Genomic DNA, 19,089 nt, shown 5'->3' with positions numbered 1-19,089 from the left:
GAGGGGGCTAGCTAGGAGGCCAGGCGCACGGGCGAGGCCGTGCCGACCGGGTGACTGTCGTGCGCGTCGGAGGCTGGCTGACTGATCTCCGACCAGACCACGTCGAGCGACAGTCCCAGCACGTCGGCGATGGCGGCGATCGTCGGGAAGGCGGGGGTCGCGATGCGGCCGGTCTCGATCTTGCGCAGCGTCTCGGGTGAGACTCCCGCGGCCAGGGCGACGTCGAGCATCGGACGCTCGGCCCGTGCCCGGCGCAGAAGGGCGCCGAGGCGCTGGCCGCGGTCGATCTCGGCGGCGCTGAGTGGGAGTCTGACCATGGTCCGATTATAGTACCGGGATAATATGGCCGGTATAGTTATTGGATGATTGAGATCCTCACCCCGACCGAGATTGCCCGTGCGCGACAGACGGGACGGCTCGTCGGAGACATCCTCCAGGCGCTGAAGAACCGCACAACGGTCGGCACCAACCTGCTCGACATCGATCGCTGGGCGAAGACGATGATCCTCGAGGCGGGGGCCACATCCTGCTACGTCGACTACGCGCCGTCGTTCGGACGCGGCCCGTTCGGCCACTACATCTGCACGGCGGTGAACGACGCGGTGCTGCACGGACTCCCCCACGACTATGCGCTCGCCGACGGCGACCTGCTCACGCTCGATCTGGCCGTAGTGCTCGGCGGCGTCGCCGCGGACGCCGCCATCAGCTTCATCGTGGGCGCGACGCGGCCGCCCGAGAGTGTCGCCCTCATCGAGACGACCGAGCGCGCCCTCGCCGCCGCGATCGCCGTCGCGGGACCCGGCGCTCGCATCGGAGACATCTCGCACGCGATTGGCACCGTGCTCAGCGAGGCGGGGTACCCCATCAACCTGGAGTTCGGCGGTCACGGCATCGGATCGACGATGCACCAGGACCCGCACGTCTCGAACGACGGTCGGCCGGGACGCGGCTACACGCTCCGCCCCGGGCTTCTTCTCGCGCTCGAGCCGTGGGTCATGGCCGACACCAATGTGCTCGTGACCGATCCCGACGGCTGGACGCTGCGCAGCACCACCGGCTGCCGCACGGCCCACACCGAACACACGGTGGCGATCACCGACGACGGCGCCGAGATCCTCACCCTGCCGTCGCGCGCGTAGCCGGGCGGTGGACCCCGACGGCCGGACCCACGGAACACCCGGTTATCGAACCGGTTCGACCTCGCGCTCGGCGGGCTCCACCCGGCTGCGACGGAAGGGCGCTGCCAAAGTCGGCAGGATGTCCCTGCGGTGCGCCACCAACACGATGATGGCGATGAGAATGTGGATGCCACTGAGCACGTATCGTTCGGTCGTGTCGGTGACCACGAACTGCAGTGCAAACAGCGCGACCAGTGCCACGGCGGACCAGCGGTGGAACCGCAGCGCGATGATGATCGCCACGCCCATCACGGTCTGGCTGGCGGTGAGCACGAACTCCTCGATCTGACGCGGGTCCAGCGCGAGGTCCGTGCCTCCGCCACCGAAGAAGTGGGCGACGGGAAGGGACCCCACGAGCAGGGTCCACTGGTTGATCTTCGAGGCGATCAGCGTTCCGATCGCCGCGGCTCCCATGCCCCGCATCGCGAACAGCACGGCAATTATGAACTCGGGCGCCTCGGAGGCCAGCGGCGCAAGCCACTGCACGAGGAAGTAGCTGTCGATCCCGAGTGAGCTACCCGAGTCGACGAGGGCATCGGCGAACGGCTCGGCCGAGGCAAGAATGATTGCAGCGGATGCCACGAACATGCTGATTACCGTGACGCGGCGACGCGACTGCGGCATCTCCGCGATGTGGGCGGCCATCCCGACAAACTCCTCTTCGCCCTCGTCCGGCACCTGGCCGGCACGCCACAGGTACACGATGAAGATCACGATGAGGGCGATTCCGACCCACATGGCGATCTGCCCCATGAGCGGGATGATGAACGCGAGCACGGCCACGATGGACAGCACGCCGATGTCGAGGCGGCTGCTGCCCGGCAGCTTCAGCACGCGCGGCAATGCCTTGCCGCTTGCACCTATTCGCTTCGCCGCGCGGCGCGCAACGAACAGGGCAACGAAGACGACAAGCGGCCAGCCGAAGCCGAGCAGCAGGCGGTTCGAGCCTGTCATGTTGGCCGCGGCGAACTGCTCGTAGGCCGGGTCCGATCCGGAGCGGAACGCGTAGTAGAGGTCGACCGCGTACTCGGGCAGCACGGCGATGAGCGCGAGAAGGGCGATCGCCAACGCTCCCGAGATGTCCTTCTGTGCGGCCTCGGCGGCCCACGCGAGCATGAACGATGCCGCAACGACGGCTGCGCCGAAGACGACAAGATCGAGCACCGGGTTCGGTGCGAAACCGGTGATGCGGAAGACGATTGCGGGAGTCGCAATAGCCAGCAGAATGATGATGCGGCGCAACAAAGGTGCGGGCATGGGTGTGTCCTTCGGTCGTGATGCAACCGAAATCGATAACGCGAGAGACTCCGGCCACAAGAGTGGGCCGAAGGTCTCGCTCGCCCTGACCAAGCAGGGTGGCACGCCGGGCGAGTCATCATGACCGCCAGTATGTCGACGTACCTCGTTGCCCGCGAAAATGCAGCGGACGGTGGGAACTACTCCCCTTCGATGACCCCAGTAAATCAGACCGCGGACACCCGATGCATGTATTTACAGGTATTCGGGACGCCTAATTCGAAGTTAGGGCACCCCTCCCCCGCACCGCGGGTCAGCCGACGAGGGCGGCCGTCTGGCGCGCGATCTCGAGCTCCTCGTTGGTGGGGATCACGAGCACGGCGACGGGCGAACCGTCGGGCGAGATGTAGCGGGCCTGCTTGGAGTGCAGCTCGTTGCGGTCGTTGTCCACACTGATGCCGAGGAACTCGAGGCTCGCCAGCGTGCGTCGACGCAGCAGCGAGTTGTTCTCGCCGACACCGGCGGTGAAGACGATGGCGTCGAGTCCCCCGAGGTGCGCGATGTACGCCCCGATGTAGCGGCGGATGCGGTGACGATATACGGCGAGCGCTTCCTCGGCGAGGTCATCCCCGGCGAGCGCCGCGGCCTGCACATCTCGCATGTCGCCATTGCCGGTGAGACCGAGCAGACCGCTGTGGCGGTTGAGCATAGTGTCCAGGTCGTCGAAGCTGAGTCCAGCCTGGCGGTGCAGGTGAATGAGCGCCGCCGGGTCGATGTCGCCCGAGCGGGTTCCCATCACGAGACCCTCCAGCGGGGTCATCCCCATGCTGGTCTCAACTGACTTCCCACCATCGATGGCAGCGACGGATGCCCCGTTGCCGAGGTGCAGCACGATGGTCTTGAGCTCCTCGAGCGGGCGTTCGAGAAACAACGCGGCCTGCTCGGAGACGTACTTGTGACTCGTTCCGTGGAACCCGTACCGACGAACACCGTAGGTCTCGGCGAGCTTTGCGTCGATGGCGTAGGTGTAGGCGGCGTGCGGCAGCGTCTGGTGGAACGCGGTGTCGAACACGACCACGTGCGGCACATTGGGCAGCGCGACCTTGGCGGCCCGGATGCCGAGCAGGTTGGCGGGGTTGTGCAGCGGAGCGAGCGCCGATAGCTGCTCGATCTGCGCCTCTACCTCGTCGGTGATGAGGGTGGCGGAGGCGAACAACGATCCTCCGTGCACGACGCGGTGCCCCACGGCGGTGATGTCGTGCTCCGTGCCGAGGAGTTCAAGCACGCCGCGCATGCCTGCCTCGTGGTCGGGAATGTCGGAGCCCGGCTCCCCGATGCGCTCGACCAGACCGCTGAGCACTGCCTCCTCGGTCTCCAGATCCACGAGCTGGTACTTGATCGAAGACGAGCCGGAGTTGACAACGAAGATCTGGGTCATGCGGGGTCCTTTGGTGGTGGAGCCGGGGTGGGGATGGAGAGGTGCGGAGTTAGTTCGTGGCAGGCATGAGCGCCGCGGCCTGGATGGCCGTGATCGCCACGGTGTTGACGATGTCGCTGACGAGCGCGCCACGGGACAGGTCGTTGATGGGCTTGTTCAGGCCCTGCAGCACCGGACCGATGGCGACGGCGTTGGCCGAGCGCTGCACGGCCTTGTACGTGTTGTTGCCGGTGTTGAGGTCGGGGAAGATGAAGACCGTTGCGCGGCCGGCGACCGGGGATCCCGGCATCTTCGCCGCGGCGACGGTGGCATCGGCCGCCGCGTCGTACTGGATGGGTCCCTCGACGAGCAGGTCGGGGCGGCGTTCGCGGACGAACCCGGTGGCGGCGCGCACCTTCTCGACATCGGCACCCGATCCGGACTCGCCGGTCGAGTAGCTCAGCATCGCGACCCGCGGGTCGATGCCGAACTGGAGTGCGGTCTCCGACGACGAGATCGCGATATCCGCGAGCTGCTCCGAGGTCGGGTCGGGGATGACGGCGCAGTCGCCGTACACGAGCACCCGGTCGGCCAGTGCCATCAGGAAGACGCTCGACACGACCGAGACATCCGGTCGGGTCTTAATGATCTCGAAGGCGGGACGAATGGTGTGCGCGGTGGTGTGCTGGGCTCCCGAGACCATGCCGTCGGCGAGGCCCATGTGCACCATCATCGTTCCGAAGTAGGAGACATCGGTCACGGTGTCGGCGGCCTGCTCGACGGTCAGGCCCTTGTGGGCACGCACGCGGGCGTACTCCGTGGCGAACTTCGCGCGCAGCTCGGGATCAAACGGGCTGAGGATCGCGGCGTCGGTGATGTCGAGGCCCAGCTCCGCGGCACGGGCACGGATCTCCGTCTCGTCGCCGAGGATCGTGAGGCGGGCGACCCGGCGCTGGAGCAGGGTGCTCGCCGCGCGCAGGATGCGGTCGTCGGTGCCCTCGGGAAGCACGATGTGGCGCTGGCTCTCGCGGGCGCGCTCGAGGATTCCGTACTCGAACATCAGCGGCGTGACGACGTCGGAGGGGCTGACCTCGAGGCGACGCAGCAGCTCGGTGGCATCGACGTTGTCGTCGAACAGGGAGCGGGCGACGTCGTACTTGCGCGGGGAGTCCGCGGCCAGGCGACCACGCGTTTGCGCGATAAGGCTGGCGGTGTCGTAGGTGCCGAGTTCGTTCATCGCGATCGGCAGGGTGGACTTGAGACCGGAGACGAGGCGCTCGATCTGCGGCGGCATGGCGAAGCCACCGTTGAGAATGATGCCGGCCAGCGACGGGAAGGTTTCGGACTGGTGGGCGAGCAGGGTGCCGACCAGCACGTCCGATCTGTCACCGGGAACGACGACGATGGCCCCCTCGATGAGGCGCGGCAGCACGTTCTCCATTGACATGGCGGCGACAACGGTGCCGAGGGTCTCGCGTTCGAGCAGTTCGGGATCTCCCGAGATGAGGCGCGCGCCGGTCGACGCGAGCACGGCAGCGACACTCGGGGCAACGAGAAACGGATCCTCGGGAATTGCCCAGACCGGCACCGCGTGGGTCGGGTCCTCGAAAGAGGAGATGACACCGTTGGCGATGTCAGTGAGGTGCTCGGGGTCAGCGCGGTTCGCGATGATGGCCAGCAGACCCGCATGCTCGAGGCGGAGCTCGGCCGTCGTGAGCTCGGCGATCTGACGCATGTCTTCCGGGGTGCGGAGGCCCGAGTCATCCGCCCGCCGACCTCCCAATACAAGGAGAACGGGTGCGCCCAGGTTCGCGGCGATGCGGGCGTTGTAGGAGAGCTCGGTGGGGCTGCCCACGTCCGTGTAGTCGGAGCCGAGAATGACGATGGCGTCGCACTGGCGCTCGACCGCGGCGAAGCGGGACACGATGTCGGTCAGGGCCGAGTCGGGGTCGGAATGTACGCGGTCGTAGCTGACGCCGATGGTGTTTTCGTAGTCAAGGTCGACGGTCGCGTGGGCGAGCAGCAGCTCGAGCACGTAGTCGCGCTCGGTGGTCGATCGCGAGATGGGTCGGAAGACGCCGACGCGGCCCACCTCCCGGGTCAGAGTCTCGAGGACCCCCAGGGCGACGGTGGACTTTCCGGTGTGGCCTTCGGCCGAGGTGATGTAAATTCGCGTTGACACAACCCCAGCCTATGCACCGAAGCGTAACGAGGGCACAGATCCATCAGGGTATGATGTTCACTGGTCCTTTTCGAAGCGCTCGCGTGGAGAGTAAAGACCGGCCAGGAGAATTCGCCTAGTGGCCTATGGCGCACGCTTGGAAAGCGTGTTGGGTGCAAGCCCTCGAGGGTTCGAATCCCCCATTCTCCGCCGCAGCAATCGCCCGCTCACTCGAGTGGGCGATTGTGCGTTAACCGCCGATTTCTGTTCGCTGCGTACCCCCAGTGCGGGTCTACACAGAACGGGAGGTCTCCCCCTCAGCTTTGCGCCACTAGGGTGTCCTACAGCAATAACGTTCTGGGGAACTCGGGGGTGAGACGACGATGGCTAAGCGGGGGTATTCATTGGTGATCCATCCCAAGAATTCCCTGCTCCGCACGGCCATCGCGATCTTCTTCCTGACCACCCTCCCGGTCTTCGCCGTGCTCTATTGGTACACCGCCCCGCTCGGCATCTGGGGATGGCTTCTGGGCTTCCATCTCCTGCTCGCGGTGCTCTGCGTTCTGGTGTCGCTCCGCCAGACACGGGTGTTCTCCGGAGTCCGCGACGGCGCCCTGTCGGGCAACGGCATTTTCAGCCCCACGGTCACGGTGCCACTGGCCGACGTTCGTCGCGTTGTCCTGGTTTCCACGTATCACAGCTACCCCAGCGAGACATCCCGCCAGCTTGTCGTGATGGGTAAGAACGGACGCGCCCTCTTCCGCATGCGCGGTCAGTTCTGGCACACCACCGACTTCGATCGCTTCGCCCACGAGCTCGGCGTCGAGGTGGTGGAGGAATCCACGATCATGCACGACGTGGAGTTCTTCCGCGATTACCCCGGCAGCGCCTACTGGTTCGACAACCGTCCGGGGCTGCGGATCATGGTGGTGATCGTCGTGGTGGCAATCGCGCTGGCGGCCGCCGCCGGAATAGTCGCGCTCTTTCGAATTCCTGTCGGTTAAGCGAGTGGATGACTCGACCGTCGATTCATCGGGTTGGCGGCCATCCTGACTTACGTGTTGGTCGTCAACCCGTTCGACATCTACCGATAGCTCGCGACTCGCACATAAACGCTCTATTTGGGCGGATTATGGAGCACTTTTGTGCAAGTGGTGGGCGGTGCCTAGGACAGGGTAAGCGGCGGACGAAGCGCCCACGCAGCGAGGAGCTCCTCGCGCACGGTGACCCCGGAACCCGGGCCCGTCGGCACCGTCAGCCGACCGTCGTGCAGTTCGAACGGCTCGGTGAGGTCCTCGGCGAAGTATCGGCTCGAGCCGGACGTGTCACCGGGAAGCGTGAAGTTCTCCATCGCGGCGAGCGCAACGTTGGCGGCACGGCCGACGCCGGTCTCGAGCATCCCGCCACACCAGACAGGCACACCGAGTTCCGCGCAGACGTCGTGCACGCGGACGGCCTCGAGGTAGCCGCCAACCCGACCGGCCTTAATGTTGATGATGCTCGTCGCACGCCGCTCGATCGCGTCGATGGCGACCTCGGCGTTGAGGATCGACTCGTCCAGGCACACGGGCGTCTCGATGGCGGCGGCCAGCGCGATGTGGGTGGCGATGTCCTCTTCCACAAAGGGCTGCTCGATCAGCAGAAGGTCAAACGCATCGAGCTGGCGGAGGTGGTCGATGTCGGCCGCCGTGTACGCGGTGTTCGCGTCGACCTGCAGCAACCCCTCGGGACCGAGCAGCTCCCGCACCGCGCGCACCGGTTCGATGTCGCGTCCCGGCTTGATCTTGAGCTTGATGCGGCGGTAGCCCTCGGCGACATAGCCCGACACCTCGTCAAGGAGGGAGTCGATGTCGGCGGCGATGCCCACGGAGACGCCGCAGTCCACCTCGTCGCGCACCGCACCGAAATACGTGGCGAAGCTGGTGGAGGTGCTGCGGAGCTGGGCGTCGAGCAACGCGGTCTCGAGCGCGGCCTTCGCCATGCGGTGACCAATCACGAAGGACACGAGCGAACCGAATGCCTCGACCGGGGCATCCGGTGTCCGCAACACAGCCGGGATTAGGTAGTCGCGCAGCACCGCCTCGGCACCGGAGACATATTCGCTGGAGTAGACGGGGTCCGCCATCGCGACACACTCGCCCCAGCCGTCGCCGACATCAGTGCGGACGCGGACTAGGAGGATGTCCCGTGCGGTTTGCCTGCCGAAGGAGGTCTCAAACGGGCGCACGAGGGGCATAGCGATGCGGTGTAGTTCGACGGACTCAACCCTCATGCGGTCAGGCTACCGCGGGAACGCGCGTCGTAGTCTTGCCCCATGCGAACCGCCGGAGTGGACCTTGCCGCGCAGGCTAAGGGCACGGCTCTTGCCGTGATCGACTGGCGCGATGGCCGTGCAACGCTGAGCGAATTGCATCTGGGCGTCGATGACCCGCGCATCGTTGAGGCCGCCGCGACCGTCGACAAGCTCGGCATCGACTGCGCCCTCGGCTGGCCGGACGAGTTCGTGGCGTTCGTGACCGCTCATTCGAGCCTCGAGCCAGACGGACAATTCGTGGACGGCGGCATGGACTGGCGGCGAACCCTCGCCTACCGGGAGACCGATCGCGACGTGCGGCGACGAACGGGACGGTGGCCGCTGAGCGTTTCGACCGATCGCCTCGGGCTGACGGCGATGCGCTGCGCCGGTCTGCTCGCCCGCATTGCGAGCAGCGGGATCGAGGTGGACAGGTCCGGTGCGGGTCTCGTGGTTGAGGTGTATCCGGGAGCGTCCCTCCGCTTGTGGGATCTGCCGACGACCGGCTACCGGACGGAACCGGAGGCCCGGGGCATCCTGTTGAATGCGCTCCGCCACTCGGCACCCTGGCTGGACCTTGGGGAGTACGCGCCGCTGATGATCCGATCGGCGGACGCGTTCGACGCGGTGATCGCCGCGGTTGCCGCACGCAGCGCGGCCCTCGAGCTGTATGAGCGGCCCTCCGCTGCCAATCGTGACCGCGCCCGTCGGGAAGGCTGGACCGCGCTGCCGTCGGGGCCGCTCGCGGATCTCGTCTGACCCGAAAGGGGAACACCACCCCCGCGGCGCGTGTTACCCCTGTATGACCGTTCCTCTTTCTATCCTCGACCTCGCTCCCATCGCACCGGGAGAGACCGCGCGCGACAGCTTTGCCGCATCCGTCGCCCTGGCTCAGCAGGCAGAGAAGAGTGGCTACCGACGCGTCTGGTACGCCGAGCACCACAACATGGCGTCCATTGCGTCGAGCGCAACCGCCGTTCTCATTGCGCACGTCGCAAGCCAGACCTCCACCATCCGGCTCGGTGCCGGCGGTGTCATGCTGCCGAACCACTCCCCGCTGACGATCGCCGAGCAGTTCGGAACCCTCGAGACCCTGCACCCGGGGCGCATCGACCTCGGACTCGGCCGTGCACCCGGCGGCGACCAGGCGATGTTCCGTGCGTTGCGCCGCGACCCGCGCTCGTCGGAGCAGTTCCCCGACGACGTGCTGGAGTTGCAGGCGTTCCTCGCCGGCCAGTCGCGGGTGCCCGGCGTCACCGCCGTTCCCGGGGCGGGCACCAACGTGCCCCTCTACATTCTCGGGTCATCCCTCTTTGGAGCGCAGCTGGCAGCGGCGTATGGACTGCCGTACGCCTTCGCTTCCCACTTCGCGCCGAACTCGCTGCACGACGCGATCGCGCTGTACCGCCGCGAGTTCCAGCCGTCCGAGCAGCTCGAGCAGCCGTACGTCATCGCGGGCGTGAACGCGATCGCCGCCGAAACGAGTGACGATGCCCACGACCAGTTTGACCGCGCCCGGCGGGCACGCCTGGAGATGATGCTGCGGATGAGCGGCCAGATCACCCCCGACCGCACCCTCACCGACAAGGAGCTCGACTACCTCCTGCATTCCGCGGTCGGCGCGCAGGTGGCAAGCATGACGACGTACACCGGCGTTGGCACGGCATCCGAGGTTGCCGCGTACATCGACGACTTTGCCCGGGATGCCACGGCCGACGAGGTCATCGTCGCCCACTCGTCACTGGAGACATCGGCGCGTCTGCGGTCGGTCGAACTGCTCGCCGACGCCGCCCGCGTGCCCGCCTAGGGACGAGGGAGACTAGACCGCCGCGAGGCGGTCTTCCATTCCCCACGCCTGGCCGTAGCCGCCGTCGGCAACGGGCAGCGCCATGAGGTTGAGGAACGGCACAGCGTCGAACGCCTCCGGACCGAGCACGCCAGTTCCGCGCCAGACACCCGTCGCCAGCAGCTCGAGCGCGATGACCGGGTTCAATGCCGTCTGCCACACGACGCACTGGCTGTCGTATTCGGCCATCGTCCACTCGTTATCGCTCACGTGATAGAGGTACACCTCGCGCGGCTCTCCATCGGTGCCGAGCCCGGTGACCCACAGCCCCGCGCACGTCTTGCCCGTCATCCGAGGACCAATGGTGGCCGGATCGGGCAGCCCCGCGGCGACCACGTCGCGAGGTGCCACCGACACCGGGCCATCCGCTGACCGCACCGTTACCGGCGCCGTCTTGTCGAGTCCCAGCTGATTGAGCGTCTTGAGAATGTTGATGAACTCGTCGCCGAGGCCGTACTTGAACGTCACACGCTTCGCGTCGACCCAGCGCGGCATCAGCAGCACCTCTTCGTGCTCGACGTTCACGCACTCGACGGGGCCGATTCCCTCGGGGAACACGAACACCTCGGGCTCGCTGAACGGAGCTGTCGTGTACCAGCCGCGGTCCTTCTCCCAGATCACGGGCGGGTTGAGGCACTCCTCGATGGTCGTCCAGATACTGAACGACGGCGCGAAAATCTCATTGCCGGCCTCGTCCCGTACGACGAGATTGGCGCCATCACGCGTTCCGAGTTCATCGATCTCGCTGAACAGGTGGTCCGCCGCGAAGCGGGCGAACACATCGCTCAGGCCGGGCTCGACGCCCATGCCCACGAGCGCGAGATGTCCGGCCGTCTCCCAGTCGGGTGCCTGGGCAAACTGATCGTCGCCAAGCTTCACGCCGGTCTCTTCCAGCGGATTGGTCGGATGCGGCTCCGACAGGCTCATCGCCATGTCGAGGTAGTCCGCTCCCGCGGCGAGCGCGCCGGCAAAAATCGTGGGGACGAACTTGGGCTCGACGGCGTTCATCACGTGGGTTGCGCCGTGCTCCCGGGCGACGGCCGCAACGGCATCGGGATCGGATGCGTCGATCCTGGCCGCCACAAACCGGCCATTCTGGTCGCCGTGGCGTTCCTCGATCCAGGCGATCACGCTCTCCGCGCGCGACAGGTCGTAATCACTGACGACCATGAGCTCGAAGAACGAGCGGCGGGCCGCAATCTTGGCAATCGCATTGCCCACGCCACCGGCGCCAACCAGAAGGATTCTCATGCGTCAACGCTAGCCGGTCGGGGTACACCACCAGCAGTAGACGGACCGCGCACGGGCCATGGTTTCCACAACCCACAGGGCGGCAGCATGCGACGCGCGGTTTTCATGCGTCCGTCGGGCAGGTCCCGTGCTCGTCCCTGACCCGACCGCATGCCGACCTCCGGTTCCTCGAGCTTAAATTCGACCCAGAACCCGATCTTCTCGGAGTAGCCGCCACCGACGATGGTGCGTACTGTCCACTCGAGTTCTTCGGCAAGATATTCGAGGTCTTCGTCGCACGCGTCACACCCGCAGTCAGGGAATTGGAAGTCGTTAAGCGCACCCGCGTGGAGGAACACCCCGGGAAATGTGGAAAGAACGAACGTTATGGGTGCCGCCGTCGGCTCCCTCGGGGTGATCTGCACCGAGCGGGCCACCTGTTCGGGCGAGCCGAACACGTCCTCCGCGGTCTCCGGACGGTCGTCCACCGTTACGTCAAAGGTTTCAACGAGCCAGCTGATGAGCGCGAGCGCGACGGAGTGAAGAGGAGCGAACCGTTGGGGATTGCTCACCCGCGAATACGCCTCCTCGGGCGCATCACCCAGGCTCCAGCGGTCGCCGTACTCGATCGGACGACCCTGGTCGTCGAGGTATACCTCGACGGGCAAGGCGGGGCGTCGGTATTCGCTCATTCCCCCACGCTATCCGGCGGTAGTCCGGACAACGAACGCCGTGCCATCCGGGTCTCTCAGGGTTACGTCACCGCGGTCGCCGACGGCGCGGTCGGAGGCTCCGAGAGTGATCAGCCTGTCTACCTCGGGCTCGAGCTGCGTCGCCGCAACCGTCAGCACAAAGTACTGCCGCTCCCGGTCCGTGTTTGGATCGACGGGATCACCGCTCCACGCCAGCTTCGTCCCGCCAGCGGGAGACTGGATTGCTGTCTCGTCGCCCTCCTCCCAGACCAACGGCCAGCCAAGCGCGCGGCTCCAAAACTGCCCGACGGCGCGGGTGCCGTCGCAGGTGACTTCCCCCAGCGGACCGGCGCCCGCCAGGTACGAGTTGCCGCCCTCGATCACGCAGAAATCGCCGCCCGCCACATCCGACAGGTACGCGATCTCGCCCTCCCTCACATGACCGCTCCCCCGCAACCGCGCGCCGAACCGCAGGCAGGCCGCGATGGTCTCGTTTTGCGAACGCCCCGCCTCGCTGAGGTGCAGGTGCAGGAGCGGCTCCTTGTCGCCCCGAGCTGGACCCGCAACGAACCGAAGCCCGACCTGCCCGCCACCGCCCGCGAGCACAACACCGCCGCGATCGGTTTCGGCTCGCCGGTCCAGGACCGCTCCCCAGAATTTCGCGTCACGCTGCGGATCTGGAGTGCGGAACGTCACCGCCAACAATTCGGGGGCCATGCCGCGACAGTAGTACGAGCATGGCGCAGGCGAAATACGGGATGTCTCAAGCGGGGCGGATGACCCGGCCCCGGGTCATCCGCCCCGCTGCTACACAGCTCGTGCTGCGCGCGACCGCGCCCTCCTCTCGTGCAGGAGTTTCTGGGCGAACGGAGCCCACACGATCACCGCAACCGCAGCGCCGAGGATGAGCCCGCCGACGGTGTCGCTCAGCCAGTGGGCACCGAGGTACGTGCGGCTCAACAGCATGATGACGGTGTAGACGATGCCCGCGAACCACACCCACAGGCGCCGGAACACAAAGCCGAGCACAACGGCCATGGTGGCGGCGTTGGCCACGTGCCCGGAGGGGAACGAACCGATATCTGCGGTCACCAGAATCTCGGACGGGCGCGGCCGGTCGTAGATGCCCTTGAGCAGTTGCACGATTCCCGCGCTGAGCACCGTCGCGATCGCGAAGTACAGCGCCGACCAGAACCGTCGGATGACGCACAGCGCCCCGATGATCACGAGCGGCACGATCACCGCTCCGACCAGCCCACCGCCGATGTTGTTCATGACGAGCGCCGGGAACTGCCAGAACGGGTTGCGGTGCTCGACGATTTCTTCCATCCACTCGGTGTCGAACCCGAAGGGCAGGTTGTTCTCGCGGTAGAAGATGAGCGCCCCGAGCAGCAAGACGGCAACGACCGCAATCGCCCCACTGATGTACGGCCAGCGGTGGGAGACGCGGGCGGCAACTTGCTCGGTTTCGTGGTCGGTCATCAGCCCACCGTACCGATGGAGTTCTGAGATTCCTCTAAGGGTGGCCGGGGAGCTCAGCTCAGGGTGATGGCAGTCCACGACACCGGGGGTAGCGTCACCGTCACGGTCGTGCCCTCGACGACGACCGACTCGTTGGGCGAGAGTCCCACCCTGTCGGGGTTCTCGAGGGTATTCGCCGCCGCGAAATCCACGTCCGACAGCGTTTCCGCCGTCGCCCACGACACCGATCCAACCGCGGAGACGTCGATCGTCAGGGTGATCTCCTCGTGCTGGCTGCGGTTCACCACGAAGACCGACGTGTCATTGCCATCGATCGTCGCCGCGGCATCCACTAGATTCACTGTGCCGTAGACGTCGGTGGCGTACGTGTCGGAGGTGAGCTTCACCCGCAGGGCCGTGCCTCCCGCCAACCGCGAGGTCACCGCGAACGGGAAGAACGTGGTCTGCCTCCACGCCGGCCCACCAGGCTCGGTCATGATCGGCGCGATCACGTTCACCAGTTGCGCGAGGCTCGCGGAGGTCACCCGGTCGGAGTGGTTGAGCAGCGAGATCAGCAGGCTGCCGAACACCACCGCGTCGGCAACCGAATACTTGTCTTCGAGCAGACGCGGGGCCACCGGCCAGTTGTCGAGACCCTCGATCTTGTCGACCTCGTGATAGCGGTCGATGTACCAGACATTCCATTCATCGAACGAAATATTGATGGACTTGGATGACCCGAGCACAGCTTTCACGTGATCGGCCGTCGCCACCACCGACTCGATGAAGTGGTCCATGTCCACCGCGGAGGCGAGGAAACTGCCCAGGTCGCCGTTCTTCTCCTCGTAGTACGCGTGGCAGGAGATGTAGTCGACGTCCTCGTAGGTGTGCTCGAGCACGGTGCGCTCCCACAATCCGAAGGTCGGCATGTGGGCGCTCGAGCTTCCGCACACCACGAGCTCGACCGAGGGGTCGAGCTGGCGCATCGCCTTGGCCGTCTGGGACGCCAGCTTGCCGTAATCCTCGGCGCTGCGGTGGCCCAGCTGCCACGGGCCATCCATCTCATTGCCCAGGCACCACATCGAGACGCCGAACGCGTCCCGTGTACCGTTGGTGGCGCGCTGCTCGGACAGGGTTGTGCCGCCACCGACGTTCGAGTACTCGAGCAGGTCGAGTGCCTCCTGCACCCCACGGGTACCGAGGTTGACCGCGAGCATCAGTTCGCTGTCGACTTTGCCGAGCCAGGTGGCGAACTCGTGCAGGCCGACCTCGTTGGTTTCCGTCGAGTGCCACGCGAGGTCGAGCCGGCGGGGCCGCTCGGTACGGGGTCCCACGCTGTCCTCCCATTTGAACCCCGAGACGAAGTTGCCGCCGGGGTATCGGATCGTCGAGACGCCGAGCTCGCGCACCAGGTCGATGACGTCCTCGCGGAAGCCGTCGGCATCGGCGGTGGGGTGCCCCGGCTCGTAGATGCCGTCGTAGACGCAGCGTCCGAGATGCTCGACGAAGGAGCCGAAAAGACGGCGGTTGACCGCGCCCACGGTGAAATGTGGGTCGAGGGTGAGATGGGCAGTGCGCATGGGACTCTTTCGTTGGTCGGGTGACATCACTTGAGGCTGCCGATCGACAGCCCGCCCTGCCAGTACTTCTGCAGGGAGAGGAAAGCGATCACCAGCGGGATGACCGAGACGAGGGAGCCAACGATGATGAGACCCCAGAGGGACTCACCGCCGCTGTTGTTGGCAGATGCCTGTCCCTGCCAAAGGCCGATGCCCACGGTGATGGGGAACAGCTGCGTGTTGGAGAGCATCGCCAGCGGCAGGAAATAGTTGTTCCAGGTGCCCACGATCGACAGCAGCAGCACGGTGATGAACGCGGGCCGCAGGAGTGGGAAGGCGACCTGAAAGAAGGTGCGGATTTCGCCGGCGCCGTCGACCCGGGCGGCGTCGAGCAGTTCGTCGGGCACCGCATCGGCGGCGTAGACCTGCATGAGGTAGACGCCGAACGGGTTGAGGAGCGACGGCAGGATGACTGCCCACACCGTGTCCGTGAGTCCAAGCCCCGACAGCAGGATGAATGTCGGGATCACGAGCGCCGTCAGCGGCACCATCACCGAACCGAGAAGGATCGCGAACGACACCCTCCGCCCGGCGAACCGGAACTTCGCAAACCCATACCCGGCGAGCACCGACAGCACCGTCGCCCCGATGCCGCCGGTCAGCGCGTAGAACAGCGAGTTGCCCATCCAGCGCAGGTAAATGCCGTCGTTGTACGTGAACAGGGTGACGAGGTTCGGTCCGAGGGCGAACACCTTGTCGAACCAGAGCGCTCCGGAGCTGCCGTTGAACAGCCCGCCGACGTCCTTGGTGCTGGCCACGAGCAGCCACCACATGGGGATCAGGAAGTAGACCACCAGCGCCCCGAGGAAGAGGTACGACAGCGTGTGGTTTGCGCGTTTCTTGGGCCCGGGAGTGGCCGTGCCGGCATTGCGCGCGGCGCGCGAGGACGGGTGGATGACACGTGCTGTGGTCATGACAGGATGCTCCCGCGCTTACGAGTGAAGAAGAGAAAGATGTACACCGCGATGAACACGACGATGCCGAGCGCAAACGAGATCGCCGACGCGTAGTTGAAGTTCGCGTAGGCGAACGCTTGGTTATAGGCGTAGATGTTCGGGGTGAAGTCGGGCGTGATCGTGCCGTTCGACACGTAGATCAAGATCTGCGGTTCGGTGAAGAACTGCAGCGTTCCGATCAGCGCGAAGACCAGGATCAATACCAGGGCGGATGACACGAGCGGCACCTTAATGCGCAGCGCGATCTGCCACGTGCTCGCCCCATCGATGCGGGCGGCCTCGTACAGCGTCGGGTCTATTCCCTGCAGCGCCGCATAGATGATGATCATGTAGTAGCCCGCCCACTGCCAGGTGACAACGTTCATCAGGCCGTAGAACACGTTGTCGGGACTGAGCAGGAACGGTGCATCCGCCCCAAACGCTCCAAAGATCTGCTGGAGCGGCCCGAAGGTGGGGCTGTACAGGAACCCCCACATCAGGGCGCCGATCACCGCCGGGATTGCATACGGCAGGAAGATCATCAGCCGGGCGAACCGCGCGAAGCGGCTGGTGATGGCGTCCAGCACGAGGGCCACCGCGAGCGACACCGCCATCTGCACGGGGATCAGCACCACCGCGAACCGCACCACGAACCACACGCCGTTGAGGAACGACGGGTCCGTGAACGCCGTCACGTAGTTGTCGAGGCCGGTGAAGGCGGTTCCGGTGGCGAGCCCCTTGCTGAAGAGGCTCAGGTAAAACGCATACCCGAGCGGCGCCACGAGGAAGACCAGAAAGACGATGGCGAACGGGGCGATGAACAGCCACCCGGTGGCCGAGCGCCGTCGCTGGTTGGAGCCGTGTTTGGTGCTGCGGGTGCCGCCTCCCGCACGGTCGGCCCGCGCTCCCGGGGGCCGGGTTGAACTGGTCCGCCGCCCTTGTGCCGCGGTCGCTGGTGCATTCGCCATGCGCGAATCCTTGTCTCGTACGTGGTGCTGAGGGTCAGAGCTGATGGGTGGGACGGATCCGGATGACCCGGGCGGAGGGTGGCGCCGCGGCCCGGGTCATCCGGAGTTTTATGTCGTCCCTTACTCGGTGACGGTGAAGCCCTGCCCCTTGGCGTACTTCACGATGTTCTGCTGCAGCTCGGTCGCCGCGTCGGAGCCGGAGATCTTGCCGGCGTTGATCTTGACCGCCTCGGCCTGCAGCTGTGCGTAGTAGTAGACCGTGATCGGCGCGTATACGAAGCCCTTGTAGGCGTTCTCCGCGGGGATGTAGACCTCTTTGTTCGCCTGCTGGCCGCTGAAGAACTCGGACTTGTTGTTGATGAATTCGTCGGACTTCAGCACGTCCTGGTTGAGCGGGAAGATGACCTGGTTCTTCCAGCCGTCTTCGAGGGAGGCGGGGTCGGCGTAGAGGCCCTTGGCTACGGTTGCGGCGAGCTTCTTGTCGCTCGCCTGCGTGGTGACCGCGAAGGCCGAGCCGCCCCAGTTGACGGAGACGGGGTTGGCGGTGTCCCACTGCGGGAGGGGCGCGACCGCCCAGACCCCGCTGGAGTCGCCCTTGCCGACGCCGGCACCGGTGAGGTATCCGGGAGCCCAGGCCGCGGAGGTGTAGGTGGCGTACTTGCCGCCGACGACGCCCGAGATGTAGTCGGTCGTGAACTGGTCCTGCGTGCCCACCAGCTTCTTCTTCACCAGGTCTGCCCAGTAGTCGAGCACATCCTTCGACGCCTGGTCATCGAGCTTGATGGTAAGCGCCTTCGGGTCGGTGATGTCGTACTGGAACGGCTCCGCGCCCTTCTGGATCTGCAGCGCCATGATCACCGCGGGAACGTTGGAACCGAAGTCACCGAAGTTCGGGCCGCCTGCCGCCTTGAGCTTTGCGGCTGTCTCGGCATACTCGTCCCACGTCGTCGGCGGGGTGAGGTTGTACTTCTTGAACACGTCCGTGCGGTAGATCAGCGCCATCGGGCCGCCGTCGATCGGGATCGCGTAGACCGCGTCGCCCTGCGAGACATCCTTCCAGGCGCCTTCGCTGAAGTTGGCCTTCACGTCGTTCGCGCCGTACTTACTGATGTCGACGAGCGCGTCCTGGATGGCGTAGCTGCTGAGGTGGTCGGCCTCGAGCATCACCACATCCGGAAGTCCCTTGCCCGCCGAGATTGCCGTCTGCACCTTGTCGTACTCGTCGGCGCCCTGGCCGACGTTGGTCCAGCAGACCTGCACGTCGGTGTGGTCCTTGTTGAAGTTGTCGACGACGAGCGCCATGTTCGGGTACCAGGCCCAAACCGAAACGACGGGGGCGTCCTTGTCGACGATCTTGTTCGTGCAGTTAGTGGGCTTGGTCGCGGTGCTTCCGCCGCCTCCGCCGCTGCAGGCGGTGGCCAGGGCCAGAACAGTCGCAGCGACCGCCGCGACCAGAATTTTCTTCTTCACTGTGTTTCCCTTCGATGGTGCTTCGGACTTCGTTGTCGTGTCGATGGAATGTGGAACAGGCGGTGCGGTGCTGCGGGTGGTGCCGTCGTGCGGGTTGGTCCGGAGGTACGGGTTGGTGCGGAGGTGCGGGTGGGCCCGCGGTTCGGGGGGGTGCGGGCCTGCCCCGTCTCGCAGGTAGGCCTCGCCGAGCGGGCGCGCGGGTTCGTTTACGTCACGCGGGAGCGGATGCCTCCGGGCCACCGCGAGCGCGAAAGAGTGACGGGTCTCATCGAATCCTCCTTGATTCGTGGTGACGCGTAGACGGCGAATCCGGAGATCTCCCCTGAGGGACCGGCGGCCGGTGCTTCTCGTTTACAACGTTGTACACAACGTTGTAAGTATCATGCAGAGCCGCGCCCCCGGTGTCAATGCCCCGGCGCAAACACGGCACTCCGGGACATCCCGAACCGCCGCCCCACAGCGCCCGGACCAGCTCTGCCACCCGCACCGCCCCGCGCCCTGGCAACTCCCGCCGCCCCGCGCGCCACTCCACGACCATCGCTGCCAACACGGGCGAGTTAGGCGCTTCCGGGCGAGCGCGCAC

General features: G+C 66.0%; 17 protein-coding genes and 1 tRNA gene. 5 read left to right on the top strand and 13 right to left on the bottom strand.

The window, feature by feature from the left end; translation table 11 throughout:
* Positions 1–11: 11 nt before the first annotated feature.
* On the bottom strand, positions 12–317 hold the full coding sequence (locus tag HB677_RS16750) for a helix-turn-helix transcriptional regulator (RefSeq protein ID WP_213816878.1): 306 nt from the start codon (positions 315–317) through the stop codon (positions 12–14).
* Between the two features lie 45 nt (positions 318–362).
* Here HB677_RS16750 and map point away from each other — a divergent pair, with 45 nt between their 5' ends.
* A complete protein-coding gene (gene map, locus HB677_RS16745) occupies positions 363–1,139 on the top strand; it encodes a type I methionyl aminopeptidase (protein ID WP_213816877.1) in 777 nt (258 codons plus the stop codon).
* Positions 1,140–1,181: 42 nt separating this feature from the next.
* Here the strand turns inward: map and HB677_RS16740 are convergent, their stop codons facing one another.
* The 3 genes from HB677_RS16740 to pta all read right to left on the bottom strand — a co-directional run bounded on the left by HB677_RS16740 (position 1,182) and on the right by pta (position 6,013).
* Positions 1,182–2,435, bottom strand: coding sequence for a sodium:proton exchanger (locus tag HB677_RS16740; RefSeq protein WP_213816876.1), 1,254 nt, complete (start codon positions 2,433–2,435; stop codon positions 1,182–1,184).
* A gap of 292 nt (positions 2,436–2,727) precedes the next feature.
* Positions 2,728–3,852 (bottom strand): acetate/propionate family kinase, encoded by a 1,125-nt coding sequence (locus tag HB677_RS16735; RefSeq protein ID WP_213816875.1) that lies wholly within the window; start codon positions 3,850–3,852, stop codon positions 2,728–2,730.
* A 49-nt stretch (positions 3,853–3,901) separates the two neighbouring features.
* Positions 3,902–6,013: a phosphate acetyltransferase gene (gene pta, locus HB677_RS16730; RefSeq protein ID WP_213816874.1), complete on the bottom strand. Its 2,112-nt coding sequence runs from the start codon at positions 6,011–6,013 to the stop codon at positions 3,902–3,904.
* Between the two features lie 104 nt (positions 6,014–6,117).
* Here pta and HB677_RS16725 point away from each other — a divergent pair.
* Both HB677_RS16725 and HB677_RS16720 read left to right on the top strand, forming a co-directional pair.
* A tRNA-Ser gene (locus HB677_RS16725) sits at positions 6,118–6,202 on the top strand.
* A gap of 197 nt (positions 6,203–6,399) precedes the next feature.
* A complete protein-coding gene (locus tag HB677_RS16720) occupies positions 6,400–6,996 on the top strand; it encodes a hypothetical protein (RefSeq protein ID WP_213816873.1) in 597 nt (198 codons plus the stop codon).
* A gap of 161 nt (positions 6,997–7,157) precedes the next feature.
* On the opposite strand, the gene menC is transcribed toward HB677_RS16720, so the two are convergent.
* Positions 7,158–8,264 (bottom strand): o-succinylbenzoate synthase, encoded by a 1,107-nt coding sequence (gene menC, locus HB677_RS16715; RefSeq protein WP_213816872.1) that lies wholly within the window; start codon positions 8,262–8,264, stop codon positions 7,158–7,160.
* 42 nt (positions 8,265–8,306) lie between these two features.
* On the opposite strand from menC, the gene HB677_RS16710 reads away from it, so the two are divergent.
* Together HB677_RS16710 and HB677_RS16705 are read left to right on the top strand one after the other, a co-directional pair.
* Positions 8,307–9,044 (top strand): DUF429 domain-containing protein, encoded by a 738-nt coding sequence (locus HB677_RS16710; RefSeq protein ID WP_213816871.1) that lies wholly within the window; start codon positions 8,307–8,309, stop codon positions 9,042–9,044.
* A 43-nt stretch (positions 9,045–9,087) separates the two neighbouring features.
* On the top strand, positions 9,088–10,092 hold the full coding sequence (locus HB677_RS16705; protein ID WP_213816870.1) for an LLM class flavin-dependent oxidoreductase: 1,005 nt from the start codon (positions 9,088–9,090) through the stop codon (positions 10,090–10,092).
* A gap of 12 nt (positions 10,093–10,104) precedes the next feature.
* On the opposite strand, the gene HB677_RS16700 is transcribed toward HB677_RS16705, so the two are convergent.
* The 8 genes from HB677_RS16700 to HB677_RS16665 form a co-directional block, all read right to left on the bottom strand.
* Positions 10,105–11,382 (bottom strand): saccharopine dehydrogenase family protein, encoded by a 1,278-nt coding sequence (locus tag HB677_RS16700; RefSeq protein WP_213816869.1) that lies wholly within the window; start codon positions 11,380–11,382, stop codon positions 10,105–10,107.
* Entirely contained in the window at positions 11,379–12,053 is a 675-nt protein-coding gene (locus tag HB677_RS16695; protein WP_213816868.1) for a DUF6226 family protein, read from the bottom strand. The genes HB677_RS16700 and HB677_RS16695 overlap by 4 nt, the downstream gene beginning before the upstream one ends.
* A gap of 9 nt (positions 12,054–12,062) precedes the next feature.
* Positions 12,063–12,770 carry a VOC family protein gene (locus HB677_RS16690; protein WP_213816867.1) on the bottom strand — a complete coding sequence of 236 codons (708 nt, stop codon included), beginning with the start codon at positions 12,768–12,770 and terminating at the stop codon, positions 12,063–12,065.
* Positions 12,771–12,860: 90 nt separating this feature from the next.
* Positions 12,861–13,535, bottom strand: coding sequence for a phosphatase PAP2 family protein (locus HB677_RS16685; protein ID WP_213816866.1), 675 nt, complete (start codon positions 13,533–13,535; stop codon positions 12,861–12,863).
* Between the two features lie 53 nt (positions 13,536–13,588).
* Complete coding sequence (locus tag HB677_RS16680) at positions 13,589–15,094, bottom strand: alpha-N-arabinofuranosidase (RefSeq protein WP_213816865.1); 1,506 nt, start codon at positions 15,092–15,094, stop codon at positions 13,589–13,591.
* A 26-nt stretch (positions 15,095–15,120) separates the two neighbouring features.
* Positions 15,121–16,047: a carbohydrate ABC transporter permease gene (locus tag HB677_RS16675; RefSeq protein ID WP_213816864.1), complete on the bottom strand. Its 927-nt coding sequence runs from the start codon at positions 16,045–16,047 to the stop codon at positions 15,121–15,123.
* A complete protein-coding gene (locus HB677_RS16670) occupies positions 16,044–17,036 on the bottom strand; it encodes a carbohydrate ABC transporter permease (RefSeq protein WP_213816863.1) in 993 nt (330 codons plus the stop codon). Before HB677_RS16670 ends, HB677_RS16675 begins: the two co-directional genes overlap by 4 nt.
* 120 nt (positions 17,037–17,156) lie before the next feature.
* Entirely contained in the window at positions 17,157–18,506 is a 1,350-nt protein-coding gene (locus HB677_RS16665; protein ID WP_213816862.1) for an extracellular solute-binding protein, read from the bottom strand.
* Between the last annotated feature and the right edge of the window lie 583 nt (positions 18,507–19,089).

Origin of the sequence: Glaciihabitans sp. dw_435, from assembly GCF_018449675.1 — a bacterium.
Classification (GTDB): domain Bacteria; phylum Actinomycetota; class Actinomycetes; order Actinomycetales; family Microbacteriaceae; genus Glaciihabitans.
This window is presented reverse-complemented; position numbering and strand designations above follow the sequence as displayed.

Bases quoted from the DNA above. Each gene is read 5' to 3' on its own strand.
- HB677_RS16750 (WP_213816878.1), bottom strand. From the start codon at position 317: ATGGTCAGACTCCCACTCAGCGCCGCCGAGATCGACCGCGGCCAGCGC.
- map (WP_213816877.1), top strand. From the start codon at position 363: ATGATTGAGATCCTCACCCCGACCGAGATTGCCCGTGCGCGACAGACG.
- HB677_RS16740 (WP_213816876.1), bottom strand. From the start codon at position 2,435: ATGCCCGCACCTTTGTTGCGCCGCATCATCATTCTGCTGGCTATTGCG.
- HB677_RS16735 (WP_213816875.1), bottom strand. From the start codon at position 3,852: ATGACCCAGATCTTCGTTGTCAACTCCGGCTCGTCTTCGATCAAGTAC.
- menC (WP_213816872.1), bottom strand. From the start codon at position 8,264: ATGAGGGTTGAGTCCGTCGAACTACACCGCATCGCTATGCCCCTCGTG.
- HB677_RS16710 (WP_213816871.1), top strand. From the start codon at position 8,307: ATGCGAACCGCCGGAGTGGACCTTGCCGCGCAGGCTAAGGGCACGGCT.
- HB677_RS16705 (WP_213816870.1), top strand. From the start codon at position 9,088: ATGACCGTTCCTCTTTCTATCCTCGACCTCGCTCCCATCGCACCGGGA.
- HB677_RS16700 (WP_213816869.1), bottom strand. From the start codon at position 11,382: ATGAGAATCCTTCTGGTTGGCGCCGGTGGCGTGGGCAATGCGATTGCC.
- HB677_RS16695 (WP_213816868.1), bottom strand. From the start codon at position 12,053: ATGAGCGAATACCGACGCCCCGCCTTGCCCGTCGAGGTATACCTCGAC.
- HB677_RS16690 (WP_213816867.1), bottom strand. From the start codon at position 12,770: ATGGCCCCCGAATTGTTGGCGGTGACGTTCCGCACTCCAGATCCGCAG.
- HB677_RS16685 (WP_213816866.1), bottom strand. From the start codon at position 13,535: ATGACCGACCACGAAACCGAGCAAGTTGCCGCCCGCGTCTCCCACCGC.
- HB677_RS16680 (WP_213816865.1), bottom strand. From the start codon at position 15,094: ATGCGCACTGCCCATCTCACCCTCGACCCACATTTCACCGTGGGCGCG.
- HB677_RS16675 (WP_213816864.1), bottom strand. From the start codon at position 16,047: ATGACCACAGCACGTGTCATCCACCCGTCCTCGCGCGCCGCGCGCAAT.
- HB677_RS16670 (WP_213816863.1), bottom strand. From the start codon at position 17,036: ATGGCGAATGCACCAGCGACCGCGGCACAAGGGCGGCGGACCAGTTCA.